The organism is Agrobacterium sp., from assembly GCF_032092815.1.
Taxonomy (GTDB): Bacteria; Pseudomonadota; Alphaproteobacteria; order Rhizobiales; family Rhizobiaceae; genus Agrobacterium.
This window is the reverse complement of the sequence record NZ_DAMDBP010000051.1, coordinates 1-15233: the sequence shown is the minus strand read 5'-3', so window position 1 is coordinate 15233 and position 15233 is coordinate 1. Positions and strand designations below refer to the sequence as shown.

16 protein-coding genes are annotated in these 15233 nt (G+C 55.1%); 11 read left to right on the top strand and 5 right to left on the bottom strand.

The features are described from left to right. Nucleotides 1-210: 210 nt before the first annotated feature. From RT613_RS20925 to RT613_RS20915, 3 genes are all read left to right on the top strand, one after another. A complete protein-coding gene (locus RT613_RS20925) occupies nt 211-591 on the top strand; it encodes a PAS domain-containing protein (protein ID WP_313618310.1) in 381 nt (126 codons plus the stop codon). 158 nt (nt 592-749) lie between these two features. Then, a complete protein-coding gene (locus tag RT613_RS20920) occupies nt 750-1964 on the top strand; it encodes a hypothetical protein (RefSeq protein WP_313618309.1) in 1215 nt (404 codons plus the stop codon). A gap of 180 nt (nt 1965-2144) precedes the next feature. After that, nucleotides 2145-2582 carry a hypothetical protein gene (locus tag RT613_RS20915; protein WP_313618308.1) on the top strand — a complete coding sequence of 146 codons (438 nt, stop codon included), beginning with the start codon at nt 2145-2147 and terminating at the stop codon, nt 2580-2582. Between the two features lie 44 nt (nt 2583-2626). Here RT613_RS20915 and RT613_RS20910 read toward each other — a convergent pair whose 3' ends face one another. Continuing rightward, the gene (locus tag RT613_RS20910; RefSeq protein WP_313618307.1) at nt 2627-3013 is read right to left on the bottom strand and encodes a hypothetical protein; all 387 of its coding nucleotides are present in this window, start codon (nt 3011-3013) and stop codon (nt 2627-2629) included. Nucleotides 3014-3182: 169 nt separating this feature from the next. Beyond that, nucleotides 3183-3848 (bottom strand): porin family protein, encoded by a 666-nt coding sequence (locus tag RT613_RS20905; RefSeq protein WP_313618306.1) that lies wholly within the window; start codon nt 3846-3848, stop codon nt 3183-3185. A 279-nt stretch (nt 3849-4127) separates the two neighbouring features. Between RT613_RS20905 and RT613_RS20900 the strand changes: the two genes are divergently transcribed. Beyond that, the gene (locus tag RT613_RS20900) at nt 4128-4532 is read left to right on the top strand and encodes a hypothetical protein (protein WP_313618305.1); all 405 of its coding nucleotides are present in this window, start codon (nt 4128-4130) and stop codon (nt 4530-4532) included. A 228-nt stretch (nt 4533-4760) separates the two neighbouring features. Further along, nucleotides 4761-5876, top strand: coding sequence for a metallophosphoesterase (locus tag RT613_RS20895; protein WP_313618323.1), 1116 nt, complete (start codon nt 4761-4763; stop codon nt 5874-5876). A gap of 55 nt (nt 5877-5931) precedes the next feature. Here the strand turns inward: RT613_RS20895 and RT613_RS20890 are convergent, their stop codons facing one another. Further along, nucleotides 5932-6852: a LysR family transcriptional regulator gene (locus RT613_RS20890; protein WP_313618304.1), complete on the bottom strand. Its 921-nt coding sequence runs from the start codon at nt 6850-6852 to the stop codon at nt 5932-5934. A gap of 156 nt (nt 6853-7008) precedes the next feature. Here RT613_RS20890 and RT613_RS20885 point away from each other — a divergent pair, with 156 nt between their 5' ends. The 6 genes from RT613_RS20885 to RT613_RS20860 all read left to right on the top strand — a co-directional run bounded on the left by RT613_RS20885 (nt 7009) and on the right by RT613_RS20860 (nt 13355). Continuing rightward, nucleotides 7009-8175 (top strand): MFS transporter, encoded by a 1167-nt coding sequence (locus RT613_RS20885; protein ID WP_313618303.1) that lies wholly within the window; start codon nt 7009-7011, stop codon nt 8173-8175. Between the two features lie 100 nt (nt 8176-8275). Next, a complete protein-coding gene (locus RT613_RS20880) occupies nt 8276-8827 on the top strand; it encodes a DUF4269 domain-containing protein (protein ID WP_313618302.1) in 552 nt (183 codons plus the stop codon). 304 nt (nt 8828-9131) lie between these two features. Then, nucleotides 9132-9890 (top strand): hypothetical protein, encoded by a 759-nt coding sequence (locus tag RT613_RS20875; RefSeq protein ID WP_313618301.1) that lies wholly within the window; start codon nt 9132-9134, stop codon nt 9888-9890. Between the two features lie 334 nt (nt 9891-10224). Beyond that, complete coding sequence (locus RT613_RS20870) at nt 10225-11667, top strand: PLP-dependent aminotransferase family protein (RefSeq protein ID WP_313618300.1); 1443 nt, start codon at nt 10225-10227, stop codon at nt 11665-11667. A gap of 138 nt (nt 11668-11805) precedes the next feature. Next, complete coding sequence (locus tag RT613_RS20865) at nt 11806-12438, top strand: LysE family translocator (protein ID WP_313618299.1); 633 nt, start codon at nt 11806-11808, stop codon at nt 12436-12438. A gap of 14 nt (nt 12439-12452) precedes the next feature. Continuing rightward, nucleotides 12453-13355, top strand: coding sequence for a dihydrodipicolinate synthase family protein (locus RT613_RS20860; RefSeq protein WP_313618298.1), 903 nt, complete (start codon nt 12453-12455; stop codon nt 13353-13355). Nucleotides 13356-13541: 186 nt separating this feature from the next. Here the strand turns inward: RT613_RS20860 and RT613_RS20855 are convergent, their stop codons facing one another. Together RT613_RS20855 and RT613_RS20850 are read right to left on the bottom strand one after the other, a co-directional pair. Next, nucleotides 13542-13820 (bottom strand): hypothetical protein, encoded by a 279-nt coding sequence (locus RT613_RS20855; RefSeq protein ID WP_313618297.1) that lies wholly within the window; start codon nt 13818-13820, stop codon nt 13542-13544. Between the two features lie 699 nt (nt 13821-14519). Next, nucleotides 14520-15005, bottom strand: coding sequence for a hypothetical protein (locus RT613_RS20850; RefSeq protein WP_313618296.1), 486 nt, complete (start codon nt 15003-15005; stop codon nt 14520-14522). Nucleotides 15006-15233: the final 228 nt, after the last annotated feature.

Genomic DNA, 15233 nt, shown 5'->3' with positions numbered 1-15233 from the left:
AATGCACGTTGTTTTACCAATCATGCATTGATGTGAACGTGTCTCTGATGGGTGAATGGATGAATTAATTCAAGAAGATCGACCTTGCAGGCAAAATGCGGGCAGGTCCTATACTGCAAATATCAGTGGATTAATTTATACATTGCTTATTAAGTCAAAAATCATGGGTTAGTAATCGCTGTGTCGTGAAGCAACTGGGCCGGGGGCGGTTTGGCAGATAATCAGGATAATGAAGGTGGCGTCGGTTATTTCATGTGGAGTATAACCGACGACAGGCTGATCATGGATGAAATGACGTCGCAGTATCATGGGTTTACTGCTGATGTCGGATCAAAGGGCGTAACGATCGACGACATCCTTCAAAGGATCTGTCCGGAAATGCGCGACAGAGTGGCAATGGCGATCATGGCCAGCCTGACCGAGGGCGTATTGTTCGACCAGCGTTACAAGGTGTTGCTGCCGGATGGGTCCACGCGCACCATCGCTGCACGGGCCAGACCGATCTTCGATGAAGACAATCATCCCTTTCTTGGGCTGGGCGCTGTGTATGAGGTGACACCAACGAGTGTGACACCTCTCAGGTGCGTGTAAACAGGCAGGCGGTTCGGATTGTGAAAGCCAACGTGTCAGCGCGTTCGGGAACCACAACCTACACGCAAGTTCAGCGCATGGTTATTCGCCTATATGAACAACTTGGCTGATACAGCCTGAGTTCAATTACAGGATGACTGCGCGCTATGGACTACCGGATGTACCTCTTCATCGAAAAATTGTTCACGTCCGAGAGGAGTGTCGACCAAAGTATCGTCGAAAAGGCAGTGGCGTCGCACCAAAAGCTGATTGGCATAATCAAAAACAAATACCAACATAGTTCATACGCAGAAAAAATCATATCAGTAGCGAACAGAGCCATAGAATTAATCAGAAAAAATTCGATAATAGACGAAGGATATTACGTACAAAACCTAAACGATGAACAGATATACGAATTAGAAAGAACAAAACAAAGAGATCTTTGGCCGTTCATCGTAGCAATTCTTGCTGGCTATCAAATGAAATACAATGACAAAAGCAATGCGGGTGATCCGTATGTTCTTGAGGAAGTCATTAGCCTGATTAGCTGGCAGACAATGAGCGCCGGGCCCGAGTCCATTCACTCGATCATTCACCCAAAGCTGGAAATCTTTGAGAAAGAAGCCACGGCAAGAGCGAACGAGCTTTCGGAGACTGTTTCGGCGCATCGCAAACTTTTTGATGAGCAGCAACTTCTGTACGCGCAGGCTGCCGAGGCGACAGCAAAAGCGCAAGTTGAGCTTACCACTGCCAGTCAAGGTTTTGAGCATAAGGCAGTTGAACTCGAAGATAAACGCCTAGGCATTGAAAGTGACATTCGCCAACTTCGCGCTGATCTCGATGCTCAAGTCGCCAGATTTGGAACAGAAGCTGCGCGTAAACTTTGGGGCGAACGCGAGAAACAAAGCAAATGGGCTTTGATCTTATCGTCGATTGCGATCTGCCTGCTGATAGCCGCGCCCATTGTGCTCGCGGTGTGCTTTACACCGGAGATATTGCATTATCTCGCACAGATTGTCGCCGCGTCTGCCTTGCCAACGATCGACTCCAACGGCCAACAACTGCCACCACCCACTGATGCACAGGTGACGATTGCTGCGGTCGGACGGTTGGTCATCGTGACCGTGCCCATATTTCTTTATATCTGGGCCATTCGGCTCGTTGTACGCTTTAACTCACGATCATTGCTGCTGTTGGATGACGCGAGACTGCGGCTTACAATGCTGGATACCTTTTTTCACCTCATTGAAAAGGAAGGTGCCGTTAAGGAGGATCGTGCACTCGTGCTGAATGCCTTGTTCCGCCCGGCTCCTGGCCACGGCGATAATGTCGACCCGCCAAACTTTACCGAACTTGTTTCCAAAGCCATGGGAACAGGTGCGCCAAAGTAGGCTCGACAGACAGCGTTCTCATTTGAAAGATTATCGTCAAATAATCATTCAGTAAAATTTGACATATTTTCTTAGAAAACCTGAAAAATCACCGCCATTAACTGTGAATTCAAAGTCACTTTGACCCAAAAGACCAGCGCCTCTAAGAACAGATGCGGGGTATAACAATGGGTCTGGCAAATGAGTGATTTCGCCAAGCGGTTAACGATGGCCTTTAGCGAAGGAAAGACGGTTCTTCCTGAGCATATGTTGAATTATACAAGCGCTGCCCGTAATAAAGCGCTGGACAATGCGATTGAGTTCGTGCGCCAGAATGGCGGTGAAGTCATTCGCGGCTGGATCCTGCAAGGCAGCGGCTATTACGCCAAACATGCCATCGTGCAGCACAATGACAGGCTATTGGAGCTGACCAAGACCGGCCGCAGCCCACTGCCCTTTGTGCGCCATGACCTGTTTCCCGATGACTGGGATGCCTGCGGCATTTTCGTGATGGACAACGAGGTCTGGTCACGCGATGCGCAGCAGCAACAAACATCAAATGCGAGTGCGAGTGCGAGTGCGAGTGCGACAAAACCCGCCAAGTCTTACATGGCAAGTCTTCTGGGCCTGCTGAAATAACGCCCTGCCCGTGGTTTTTGCCAGGTTTCATAAGGCCGACTGCGTCACGGCAAGGCCTGTTGCCGCTTCACCCGATAGGCTTCAATCCATTCCTGCAGCTTTTTCTCTCTTGCCTCGGCCGGGCGGAAATTTCCCCACCTCATCTCTAGGCCGATAGAGTACAGTCCGAAAAACCACGGGCTTAGCGCCAGAAGCCATGCCAAGGCAGGTAAACCCATAACGGCCACGACAACCCCTTCGCTAACCCCGACATTGATCGAAAGCTGCATAATGAGAACAAATGGGACGCCGGCTAGCGCGAACCAGAACATCGTAACGTACATAACAGGAGCAGCTCTGAGCTGCTTTGGCCAGTCCCGACCGCTGCGAAGCGCCCAGAGTTCACTTCTGTGGCGGTAATAATTGACGGTTTGCCAAAGCCTACCAAACATCCAGTGCGTGCCTCATGACAGGTCATTCCGAGCGTTCTACCTGCCATCAAACAACTGGTCTGCATAGCCTGTTTGCCTGCAAATTTTCATGTCAGGTTGCATATTGAAGCAAAGCAAAAGCCCGACGTTTTTACGCCGGGCTTTGTTGTTTCAGATGAGCTGCGACAGATCAGAACTTGAAGCCGATACCGACGCGGATGGCGTGCTGATCGAGATCCGAATTGATCGTTCCGCCACCAACGCCGGTGAAGTCGAAATTCTTGTCGCCGAAATTGGTGTAGCGGTATTCCAGGCGGCCAAAGACATTGTCGGTGAAGGCGTAATCAACACCGGCACCCACGGTAAAGCCGTTGAAGGTTTCTTTCTCTCCAACGCCTGCGGGTGGCACATCAAGAAAACCACGGCTGATGGCCCAGCCGGCCGTGCCGTAAAGCAGAGCGCGGTCAAAGGCATAACCGACACGACCACGAATGGAGCCCTGCCAGTCCAGGCCGTAATTCAAGGCAGTAACACCACCGATCGCAAAGGAGTCATCGCCCCAGTTCTTTTCGAAATCACCTTCGATACCGATGACCCAGTTATTGTCCAGCTGGTGGTTATATCCCACGAAACCGCCAAGGATACCGCCATCAAAATCAGCAGAAAAACCGCCGTTAAAATCGACGTCATTGTTGTTCCAGGCATAACCGCCCTGCACACCGGCGGTGAAACCGGTCCATGAAAATGCCGGTGCGTCATAGGCAACCGGCGCGACAGGCGCCTCATAAACGGCATCGGCAGCCATTGCGGTTGAAGCTGCAAGTACAAACGCCGCAGTGTAAACCAGTTTTTTCATGATGGTTACTCTCTCCCAAGATTGCGTGAGAGCAGTACAACACAAATCACTCATATAAGATGTAACTTAAAGATCACACGCCTTGGTTTCGTGACAATCGAGACTGCATCTTTCGGGTTAGGCTTAAGAAATGGTCACTCACCCATTTTTGGTATTCCTGCCCGGCCGTGTTGGTGAAACATGATGTAGCATCCCTGCCATGCAAGGTTGAGCTGCCAGCGCAAATCCATTAGAGAAGCGACCTCAAACCAAACCTAATAGCCTAAAAAGAATGAGAGAATGCATTTTTACAAGCTGATATCCGGATTGGCGTTTACAACTGTTCTTTGCACCGTCGCAACGCCGCTTTTTGCAAAAGACTTTCTGCCGATTGAGCATGGAAAATATGTACAATCACGCCATGACTGCAATGATCCGAAAGGGTCCATGCTGTTCATTTATGATGGAGAGAGCGTCAAAAGCGGCAAGACGAGCTGCGAGATCAGCAACGTGACGCAGTCCGGAAACGTCTATAAGTTCGAAGAACGCTGCTCTTATTATCATCGCTCGTGGAGCATTCTTCCCACCACGGTCAACGACTTCAAGACCACGGTGCAGGTGCTTGCAAAACGGGAATTCGTGCTGAAGCGCGAAAATGAAAACCTGGAGTTCAACGATCAGTATCGGTGGTGTGCGCCGGAGTGAGGCTTGCGCCCATTCAGGCCGTGCGAACTGGCGGGCCGCTGTGTCCCGCCTGCGGCTGGCAGGTTTACCGCCAGCCGCCTTTTTGTGTTCAGTCATAAAAATTTGATGTGACCAGCAATCGCAAAGGTCCTATCGGCCTTACAAAGCCGATTGATGAATTCATTACCCGCGCCCGTCTGGCCATAGGTGCCGGGCGCTCTGTTTCAGGATGATGTCCTTTTGTTGCAAATGTTTGATGTATTGAAATTCACGCTGTGCCTTTATCTGGTGGTCAGGACGATTTGGCCCCTGCCCGCCTCGCGCCTGCTGAAAGGCGGCGTGGCACTTGTTCTGCTGGTCGTTTCCCAGCACCATTTGATCACCCGCATCACCACCGGCAACATGTTTTCACCCGAGGTGCCGCGGCTGGTGATGATCGCTGTCAATGTCGGTTTCGTGTTCATCGTGCTGGCGGCGATGATGCAACTGCTCAGTGACATTGTCACCGTGCTGATCGCTTTGGTGAAACGCCGCCGGGTGCGGATTTCGCACATGGTGCGTTACGGCATCATCGGCCTGTCGCTGGGACTTTCGGCCTTTGGTGTTTCGCAGGCGCTGCGCGTGCCTTCGCTGAAAGAAATGACGCTGGAGATCAAGGGCCTGCCGCAGCAGTTTGACGGTTACCGCCTTGTGCAGCTGACCGACCTGCATTTGAGCCGGTTGTTTCAACGCGAATGGGCCGAAGCGACCGTGACCGCCACCAATGCGATTGGCGCCGACCTTATCGTGATTACCGGTGACCTGATCGATGGCACGATCGCGGCGCGCCAAAACGACATTACGCCGCTTGGCGAGTTGAAGGCGGCGGATGGTGTGTGGGTTATTCCCGGCAATCACGAATATTATTTTGGCCGGCCGACCTGGATGGCGAAGTTCAAGGAGCTGGGCATGCAGGTGCTGGAAAACCAGCACAGGCTGATTACCCGCGATGGCGCCAGCCTGACGCTGGCTGGTGTGACAGACCGCAGCGCCGTGGCCTTTGGCCAGGAAGGCCCAGATGTGGACAAGGCGCTGGCCGGCTCCCCGCCTGACAACACCGTCATCCTGCTGGACCACCAGCCGCGTTTTGCACGCGACGCGGCCGCCAAAGGGGTTGATGTGCAGCTGTCTGGCCACACTCATGGCGGCATGATCTGGGGTTTTGACCGCATCGTTGCCATGTTCAACAACGGTTTTGTTTCCGGCCGTTATCAGGTGGGTGACATGCAGCTTTACGTCAACAATGGCACGGCGCTGTGGATCGGTTTTGCGGTGCGGCTGGGCGTTCCATCTGAACTGACGGTCATCACGCTCAAATCCGTCTGACGCGATTTCCTTGATCTAAACTCAAAAAAACGGCGTCTTCTCAGGCGCCGTTTTTTTATCTCGACGTCTGCGTGGCATCATCCAGAAAGGCGCGCAGCCTTGGGGTCATGAAATCCAGAAAGGCGCGCACGCGGTGTGGCAGGCGTTCGCCACCCATGAACAGCGCGTGCAGGTCTTCGGTGTCACCGTCCACCTCGTGTTGCAGAATTTCCACCAGCGCGCCGGAGCGCAGGTCATCCCGGATGTGATATTCACCGAGCTGCGCAATGCCCATGCCCATAACAGTCATGCGCCGCACGGATTCGCCATTGTTGCCGAGCAGAATGGCGCCAGGCGAATAATCCCATATGCGGCGGTTGGTGCGCGGCGCGGAAATCTGTTTCGAGCGGCGGAAGTTAAAACCCAGGCAGCGGTGGTTTTTCAGGTCCTGCAGGTTCTGCGGCACGCCATGTTCCTTGAGATAGGCTGGTGACGCCACCACCCGGCGCTGTGCGGTGCCAAGTTTGGCAGATGTAAGCGAGGAATCCCCCAGATTGCCGATGCGAAAGGCAACATCGGTGCGATCGAGATAAAGATCGACGATCTCGTCCGACAAGGACAGGTCGACAACGATGTTGGGGTGCAGCGCCCAGAACTGCGGCAGCAGCGGTTCCACCGCCACCGTGGCAAAACCGACCGATGAGGTCACCCGCACAACGCCGCCGCTGGTGGCGGCACCGCGTGACACCTCGCGCTCGATGTCATCCAGCTCGTTCAACAGACCCTGGCTGCGCTCATAATAACGTCTGCCCTCGGCCGTCAGCGACAGGCGGCGGGTGGAGCGCTCCAGCAGCCGCACACCAAGCCGCTCTTCCAGACGGCCAATCAGCTTTGACACATTGGAGGGCGTGATCTTCAGCTGGCGGGCGGCCTCGGAAAAGTTTCCCGTTTCCACCACCCGCACAAACACATCCATCTCACCGGCGCGGTTATCCATAGTCATGTCCATTTGTGAATATGGTTCATAGATGTGATGCCGCGAAACCGCGTTGTCAAGCACGGCGTATCACCCTATTTTTCCTGTCATATTTGGCTTTCAAAACGCTTCGCCTCCTCCCAAGCGGCGATTTAAAAATCCAATCGAGGAATGATGATGGAAAAGACCGGACCTAACTGGCCGTTGCTTGCCTTGGCCGTGGGCGCCTTTGGCATTGGCGTTACCGAATTTGCGCCCATGGGCATGTTGCCCGTTATTGCTGCGGGTGTTGACGTGTCCATCCCGTCGGCCGGGCTGCTGGTCAGCGCCTATGCCGTGGGGGTTATGGTGGGTGCGCCCTTCATGACGCTGCTGTTTTCGCGCTTTGGCAAACGCACGGCGCTGATTGCGCTGATGAGCATTTTCACCCTTGGCAATGTTCTCTCGGCCTTTGCGCCTGATTACTGGACCTTGCTGATTGCCCGTGTGGTGACCAGCCTCAACCACGGTGCGTTTTTCGGGCTTGGTGCCGTGGTGGCGGCAAGCCTTGTGCGGCCGGAAAAACAGGCAACCGCCGTTGCCACCATGTTCATGGGCCTGACCATTGCCAATATTGGCGGTGTGCCAGTGGCCACCTGGATTGGCCAGCAACTGGGCTGGCGTGAGGCCTTTGGCGCAACAGCGCTGCTGGGCATCATCACCATGGGTGGTCTGGCGCTTGCGCTGCCAAAAAGTGCTGCCGGCAAACGCCCTGATGTGCGCCGCGAACTGCAGGTGATGATGCGGCCAGACGTGCTGTTGCCACTGTTCACCACCGTGCTCGGTGCCAGCGCCATGTTTGTGCTTTACACCTATGTCGCACCAATCCTGCAAAACCAGACCGGTGCATCGGAAGGGTTCATTACCATTGCGCTGGTGCTGATTGGCGTTGGTTTCACCATTGGCAATTATGTCGGTGGCCGCGCCGCTGACTGGTCACTGACCGGTGCCGCCTCGATGTTTCTGGCGCTGCTGTCGCTGATGATGTTCCTGTCGCCCTTGCTGCTTGGCACACAAATTGGTGCGGCCATTACGCTTGTCATCTGGGGCATGGCGGCCTTTGCCATCGTTCCGCCCATGCAGATGCGGGTGATGCAGGCAGCATCTGAAGCACCGGGCCTGGCATCTTCCATCAATATCGGCGCGTTCAACCTCGGCAATGCCATTGGTGCGGGTATTGGCGGCATGGTGATCAATGCGGGTGTTGATTATGCCTATGTGCCGGTGGCCGGTGGCGTGACTGCCCTTGCCGCACTGGCGCTGGTGCAGATCGGCCGCCGCCTTCCCCAGGCGCAGGCCTGCTGATAAGACAGGTTGAGAAGCATAAGAGACCGCGCCGGACACTGTGTTGCACAGGCCGGCGCGGTGTTTTTACGTCAACAGGGCAACAATACGGAAACCCGCCATGAGCCGGCCACCCTACAACAACGCCATTCAACGGCTGGGCATTCTGGAGGCTCTTAGCGCTTACGATCCGCATGTGGCTGGCACACCGCCGCTTGGTGTGCACACGGACAGCAGCGACATTGATATATTGTGCTGCGCGCCTTACGCGGAGGTTTTTCTTGACACTATAGTGTCTCTCTACAGCAACCATGCCGGCTTCAGCTGTTGGCAGTGGGTGTCCGGTGATCGGCCGTTAATTGCCACGTTTCACGCTGAAGGCTGGGAGTTTGAAATCTATGCCAGCCCGCAGCCAGTAAAACAGCAGGCAGGATGGCGGCACTTTACCATAGAACAGCGCCTGCTTGCTTTGGGTGGCGAAACTTTCAAAGCAAAAATCATGTCACTGCGCAGTGAAGGCTATAAAACCGAGCCGGCCTTCTGGACTGCACTTGGTTTTGCTTGCAATGCTGATGGCAATACATCTGGCAAAGCCTATGCCGGCATGCTGGAACTGTGTGATGAGCCCGACGAAGCTCTTGTCGATAGACTTAAAAAAGCAGGTTTTGCTTAAACAGACCGTATTTTCTTAAACGTCACGCGCTGCGCAACTGTATTTTCCTGGATTTTGTTTCGAAGTGTATCATTTTGCTACGGTCCAACATAACCGATGTGCCATTTAGACTCGTTCTGTGGAATTTTTTGCGCTCAAAACTTAAAAAAAGCGCCGTCGCTTAAAATTGTAGTGAATTACTACAACTCATTTCAACTGATGGTGGGCATATTGCCCTCAACAGCACGCGAATGACGAGCGTGGACTACCCGGCATGAAGCCACTCTAAACATTATACTTCATCATTTCTTTTAGAGAGAAAAACATGCCTAGCATTTTGTCCAACACCGCCGCTCTGAACGCACAGGCCAATCTTTCCCGTGCACAAACCAACATCACCAGCCAGCTGTCCCGCCTATCTTCGGGTCTTCGTATCAACCTGCCATCCACGGACCGCGCAGCTGAAATCGCAGAACAAATGAGACGTGCCACAGCCTCTTCGGCTTCGGCCTCGGCGGCACAGCAAACCGTCAACAACGGACAGGCTGAAGACACCAATCTTGGCGCAACCGCCGAAATTCTCGGTAAAATGTCTAATCTTGTTCTTTCGGCATCTAGCACTGCTGGTGCTGATCGCAGCACGATCAATGAAGAACTCTCCAAGCTCAAGACCGAATTGCAGGGCCTGGCCAGCAGTTCGACCAGTGATGTGTTGAACAAGTCTTTCGAGACAGCCAGCGGCAACTCTTACCACGTGCTGGATTCCGCAGCCGGACAGGGATCCCGCGAGATCAGCATTTCGGAATCGACAACGGCTGGCGACCTGGCTGACATGATGTCCGCTCTTGGCAGCATGCAGAGCGACGTCGGCGTGGCGCGCAGCAAGAACAACCAGGCATTGACGGAAGCGATGGCGTCGCAGACAAATGCTCTTGCACAGTCTGCCAGAGATTCCGGTCTCGACCTTATTGATTTTGGGGCAAACGACATGGTCGATTTGACAGCCCGCGCCAATATGGCAAAGGAGTTGCTTGAAAAATCAGCCCTTGCGATGGCCAATGTCCTGCCGGCCCTTTTCCGCTAACACAGGGCTGAATTGAACAAGATGAAAATGCGTGAGCGACCCTCACGCATTTTTTATGCCGTTTTTCTGATGTCTCACTACGCTGAGCTGGCCCATGCCACCATGCCGTGACATTGCTTTGAGCCGTTGCAGACTTGTGCTGCAAGTGAGCGGTTGCCGCGTGAGATGATTTGAGGGTGTTTGCCAACCCCTCACCTTAAAAATTGATCACTTAGCAAGCTAAGACCATGATTTTTCTTCCTCTCCCACAGGAGAAGAGGTAGGGGCGCAAACCCCGCCCCCTTGACTCCGCCCTCAAACTGGCTCTGATTTCAATTCCGTTTTCACATATAAGGTGGGCCAGTTGGCAGAGGCGACACGCAGGGTTGGTACGGCACGCAGCATTTACCTCGGGCTGCGCGAGCAGATTACCGGTGGCGTGTATGCGCCCGGTGACAGCCTGCCCTCCAGCCGCGCGCTGGCCGAAGAACTCGGCGTTTCCCGCACCACCGTGACGACGGCATTCGATCAGCTGATTTCTGAGGGTTATGTGCTGGTGCGCCAGGGTGCGCGGCCGGTTGTTGCCGGCAATATTGGCGGTGTCGACAGTGATTTGTCTCACAAGTCAGCCCCGGCCGACCCCGGCCTTTCCGCCTATGCGGCGCGGGCCATGGCGTTGCCGCCCAGCCATCTGGCCCGGCAAAAAGGCCTGCGATACGACTTTCGATACGGCGATGTGGCAGCCGATGATTTTCCCAAGCTGGCATGGCGAAAGGCGCTGACGGCAGCGATTTTGGCGCGGCGTGAACGCATGGGTTACGGGGACGCCGCGGGCAATGAAAACCTGCGCCAGGCATTGCAGGGGTATCTGTGGCGGGCACGCGGCATTCGCTGCGATTACCAACAGATTGTCGTGGTCAATGGTTCACAACAGGGGCTGGATCTCTGCGCCCGCGCATTGCTGAACCCCGGCGACCGGATTGTGGTGGAAGAGCCGTGTTACGCCATGGCGCGCAACATTTTCGTCAGCCTCGGTGCAAAACCGACGACGGTTGCCTGTGACAGCGACGGCATCGACACCAGCCAGTTGCCCACGGCGGAACCGCACCGCTTTGCCTTTGTGACCCCCAGCCACCAGTATCCGCTGGGTGGCATTCTTTCCATCGGGCGGCGCCGCGCGCTACTGGACTGGGCGGAAAACAGCGATGCCTATATTCTGGAAGACGATTATGACGGTGAATACCGGTATGACGTGCGGCCCATTCCGCCGCTTTATCTCTCCGGTCGCGGCCGGGTGATCTATATTGGCACCGTGTCGAAAACCCTGTCGCCAACCCTGCGGCTTGGTTATCTGGTGCTGCCGCCTCAGCTCGTTGAACCCCTTACCCGCATCAAACAGCTTGTCGATCGCCAAGCACCGACCTTTGAGCAGGATGCGCTGGCATCGCTGATTGAAAGCGGCACTTACGAACGGCATGTGCGCAAGATGCGGCGGCTGAATGGCGAAAGACGGCAGGCGTTTTTGCAGGCCATGGGCGATGTGTTTGGCGACCGGGTGGAGATTGTCGGCACCTCGGCGGGTTTGCATGTGGTGGTGTGGTTCAACGAATGGAAGCGACAAGACGAAACAGGCTTGATTGAAAAAGCCCGCGCGGCCGGCATTGGCATTTACCCGGTGTCGCAACTCTATGCCGAAGCCAGTGACCGACGCGCCGGTTTCGTGTTCGGTTACGCCTCCATGCCGCTGCACGATATTCCAGATGGCGTGCGGCGGCTGGGCCAGGTGTTGTTGAGCTGATGGATGCCCTGAGGGTGGCGGAAAACGCCGCCCAAACTGGAATGGTGTTTTCAAACAAAACTGGCACTTCTGGCCAGCCAGATGTGGCGTTATGGCTGAGACAGCAAACTTCTGTTTTTCCTCTGGCCGGGACCCGCCATGTCTGTTGATATCAACCAGCTGATCATTGTTTTTACCGCCTATATCATTGCCGCCGGCAGCCCCGGCCCCAGCAACATGCGCATTATGGGCGTGGCGATGAATGACGGCCGCAAGGCGGGTCTGGCCATTGCTTCCGGCGTTGTCAGCGGCTCGATCTTCTGGGGGCTGATGGCGGCGACGGGTGTTTCCGCCATCTTGAAAACCTATCCCGGCGCCATTGTTGGTTTGCAGATTTTCGGCGGGCTTTACCTGTTGTTTCTGGCCTTCAAGGCGGCACGGGCGGCGGCCGCACCGGACAAACCGGTGACGCAGGACAATGCCCGGATTGCCCCTTCCATGGCTGCGCTTTACCGGCGTGGCCTCGTCATGCATCTGATGAACCCGAAATCCATTCTGGCCTGGATTGCGCTGATGAGCCTTGGGCTTGGTTCGCAGGCTTCCACCACAGGTGTGGTGATTATTCTGGCCGGTTGCGCGGTGCTGAGCGTGACGATTTTTTGCGGTTACGCCATCGTGTTTTCCACCGGGCCGATGGTGCGGCTTTACCGCCGCGCCCGGCGCTGGATTGAGGGTGTTCTGGCAATCTCCTTCGGCCTTGCCGGTTTGAAACTTCTGTTGTCTCGTTTGTGAAAGGCGCTTTTTCCATGTCTCTGTTTGAAGGCCTTTCGGCATTCCCGATCACGCCGACCGATGTTTCCGGCCGGATCGACACATCAGCACTCCGCCGAATTCTGGAGCGCATCAAGGCATCCGGCGTGCATTCCATTGGCCTGTTGGGCAGCACCGGCGCCTACCCCTATTTGACGCGAGCCGAGCGTCGCCGGGCGGTGGACTGCGCGGTTGAGACGATTGGCGGGGCGTTGCCGGTGATCGTCGGCGTCGGTGCGCTGCGCACCGATGAGGCGATAGCGCTGGCGCAAGATGCCAGAGCCGCCGGCGCGGACGGGTTGTTGCTGGCGCCGGTATCCTACCAGCCGCTGCGGGATGAGGAAGTATTTGCGCATTTTCAGGCGGTGACGCAGGCCGGGCAATTGCCGCTTTCGATTTACAATAATCCCGGCACCACACGGTTTACCTTCTCCCACGCGTTGATTGCGCAGCTGGCGCAGTTGCCGCATGTGGCGGCGGTAAAAATGCCCCTGCCCGCGGATGGTGATCTCGCCGGTGAACTGGACGCCATTCGGGCCGTGACACCGGCAGGTTTCAAGGTGGGGCACAGCGGCGACTGGGGCTGCGCAGAGGCGCTGCGGGCCGGAAGCGACACGTGGTATTCCGTTATTGCCGGCCTGATGCCGGCGGAAACGCTGGCCTTGGCGCAGGCATCACAGGGTGGTGACACGACGCGCTCCCTTGCGCTGAATGCTGCTTTTGAGCCACTTTGGGCGCTGTTCAAGGAGTTTGGCAGTTTCCGGGTGATGTATGTGCTGGCCGAGCTTTTAGGCCTTGGCACCTTCGCCCCACCACTGCCGATTTTGCCGCTGGGAGCGGATGTGCGTGTGCGGCTGAAGGCAGCGCTGGAGAGTGTGCAAACCCAACAACTGGCCTGAAAAATCGATCATTTAGGTCGACGCTCACTTCCCTCATTCCCGCGCTTGTTGCGGAAATCCAGGCCCAGCCCAAGTCTTTGGGCTGAAAAAGACTCTTTCCGTCGCGCAGACGTGCGTCGACTGGATGCCTGTGACATCCCTCGGGTCATACCCGAGGACGAGGCATGAGGGCTGGTATGGTCCGCCCTATTCCTTCTTGGCGTCCGGCTGCTGAGGTGGTGGCTTTATATTGAACTTGCGCAACACGGCGCCGGCGATGGCCTCCATCACCTTAATCACCAGTGCATCCTGTGGCATGGGTTTGCCAGAAATCGTGCGGCTGATCTTGTAAAAGAACAGATAGCCAATCGGGATGACGGCCAATATTCCGACAGGAAAACCCATGGCTGGCAGCATGCCGATGATCGCCAGAACAGCAAAGACAAAAAAGGCGTAAGACAAAACGCGGCGCAGCCATGCTGGCATTTGAGCACTCAACTCCACTCAACCGAAGATAGATTGGCGCATTAACAGCGAAACCGCTGGCCAGTCCATGCTTTCACCGGATTGTCGTTTACGGAAGGTTGCTGCCACCGGGGTGTTCAGCGCTGAAAAGCTGCAACAATTTTGCTACTTGATGGTCCGTGGCGTCATCTGGCGCGGTATCACCATACGGTGCCACTGCCGGTTAGTTTTCAATTTCGATGGTGGTTATATCAGATGTATCGAGCCAAAGCGTGCCTTATCAGCTTGCTTCGGCCCGCCCGATTAAAGCTGCAATGCGGAAGCGCTGCTCCGCCACTGCCGATTCGATTATCCCCAGAATTGCAGGGTTCTTCACAGGTTTTGAACTGAAAAAAGTCTGGTTCAGCCGCGCCGAACCAGTTGCAGAGATTTGCGCAGCGACATGAACCACCTGCGGCCGTGCCTCATCTGATAGACGCCGCACAGGCACATCAGCCCGATCAGCACTGTTTCGAAGTTTCCGTCACTGCCTGTCAAAATCATGTAAATAAGGAAAAGTGCAATAAATACAGAGGCGGCGAAAGCCGCATAGACCTTAGGTGACATTTTTAAAACAACCCTACAACCAAGGATAGGTTTGCAAGATAAACGCAAAACGTGCAATCGGTCTAGCCCCCAAGGCAAATTAAATTAACGTGAGGTTGTGGTGCGGTGTATTTATCACCAGACGTCCGGTGCCTGCCGCGCGTGTTGCAGGTCGTTCCAATCCGCCACCCAGGCGACATAGTTGACGGCCAAGGCCAGCATGAGAACGACAACATACCAGTTGAGGTCGACCTGCCAGACATAAAGCAACGCGGCAAAACCTGATAAGACAATGGTTGAGACAACGGTGGTTTTCAGCCGCTGCCCTGATGTGGGTGGCTCGGCCGTTGGCCCTGCGTTGAAAGCCCGCATGATCAGCCGCGCGGTGGCCAGCCCGCAATAGCGCGTAAATAAGGCCTGAATTGTGGGGCCATTTTTCTTGTGACGCCAATATTGATAGGAGCTGATTATCAGCAAGGGAAAGGCCAGCAGCTGTTTGTTGTAAGAATCCAGCCGGAACACAATGACACACAACAACAGAACCCAAGCGTAGTAAAAAGCCCATGAAAACAGACGGCGTGGCGGATAAGACATCTGAAAATCCCACTCGGGCCAGTCCAATCTGTGGCTTGGCCATAATACATGATTCAATAACTCATATATTATCTACCGTGGGTGGAAATCACAATGCAAAAAGGTTGTGTCGCGTGTTGCGGTTGCAGATGCGTGGATAGATTCTCGGGTCAAGCCCGAGAATGACGCCGAATGGGTGGATCGAGAAGTGGCAAACAGAATGGACTTGCTTCGGAAAAGTGGAGAGGCGATTTCAGTTCAAGCGGCCAGTCTCTC

Bases quoted from the DNA above. Each gene is read 5' to 3' on its own strand.
- RT613_RS20920 (WP_313618309.1), top strand. From the start codon at position 750: ATGTACCTCTTCATCGAAAAATTGTTCACGTCCGAGAGGAGTGTCGAC.
- RT613_RS20915 (WP_313618308.1), top strand. From the start codon at position 2,145: ATGAGTGATTTCGCCAAGCGGTTAACGATGGCCTTTAGCGAAGGAAAG.
- RT613_RS20910 (WP_313618307.1), bottom strand. From the start codon at position 3,013: ATGTTTGGTAGGCTTTGGCAAACCGTCAATTATTACCGCCACAGAAGT.
- RT613_RS20905 (WP_313618306.1), bottom strand. From the start codon at position 3,848: ATGAAAAAACTGGTTTACACTGCGGCGTTTGTACTTGCAGCTTCAACC.
- RT613_RS20900 (WP_313618305.1), top strand. From the start codon at position 4,128: ATGCATTTTTACAAGCTGATATCCGGATTGGCGTTTACAACTGTTCTT.
- RT613_RS20895 (WP_313618323.1), top strand. From the start codon at position 4,761: ATGTTTGATGTATTGAAATTCACGCTGTGCCTTTATCTGGTGGTCAGG.
- RT613_RS20890 (WP_313618304.1), bottom strand. From the start codon at position 6,852: ATGGATAACCGCGCCGGTGAGATGGATGTGTTTGTGCGGGTGGTGGAA.
- RT613_RS20885 (WP_313618303.1), top strand. From the start codon at position 7,009: ATGGAAAAGACCGGACCTAACTGGCCGTTGCTTGCCTTGGCCGTGGGC.
- RT613_RS20880 (WP_313618302.1), top strand. From the start codon at position 8,276: ATGAGCCGGCCACCCTACAACAACGCCATTCAACGGCTGGGCATTCTG.
- RT613_RS20875 (WP_313618301.1), top strand. From the start codon at position 9,132: ATGCCTAGCATTTTGTCCAACACCGCCGCTCTGAACGCACAGGCCAAT.
- RT613_RS20865 (WP_313618299.1), top strand. From the start codon at position 11,806: ATGTCTGTTGATATCAACCAGCTGATCATTGTTTTTACCGCCTATATC.
- RT613_RS20860 (WP_313618298.1), top strand. From the start codon at position 12,453: ATGTCTCTGTTTGAAGGCCTTTCGGCATTCCCGATCACGCCGACCGAT.
- RT613_RS20855 (WP_313618297.1), bottom strand. From the start codon at position 13,820: ATGCCAGCATGGCTGCGCCGCGTTTTGTCTTACGCCTTTTTTGTCTTT.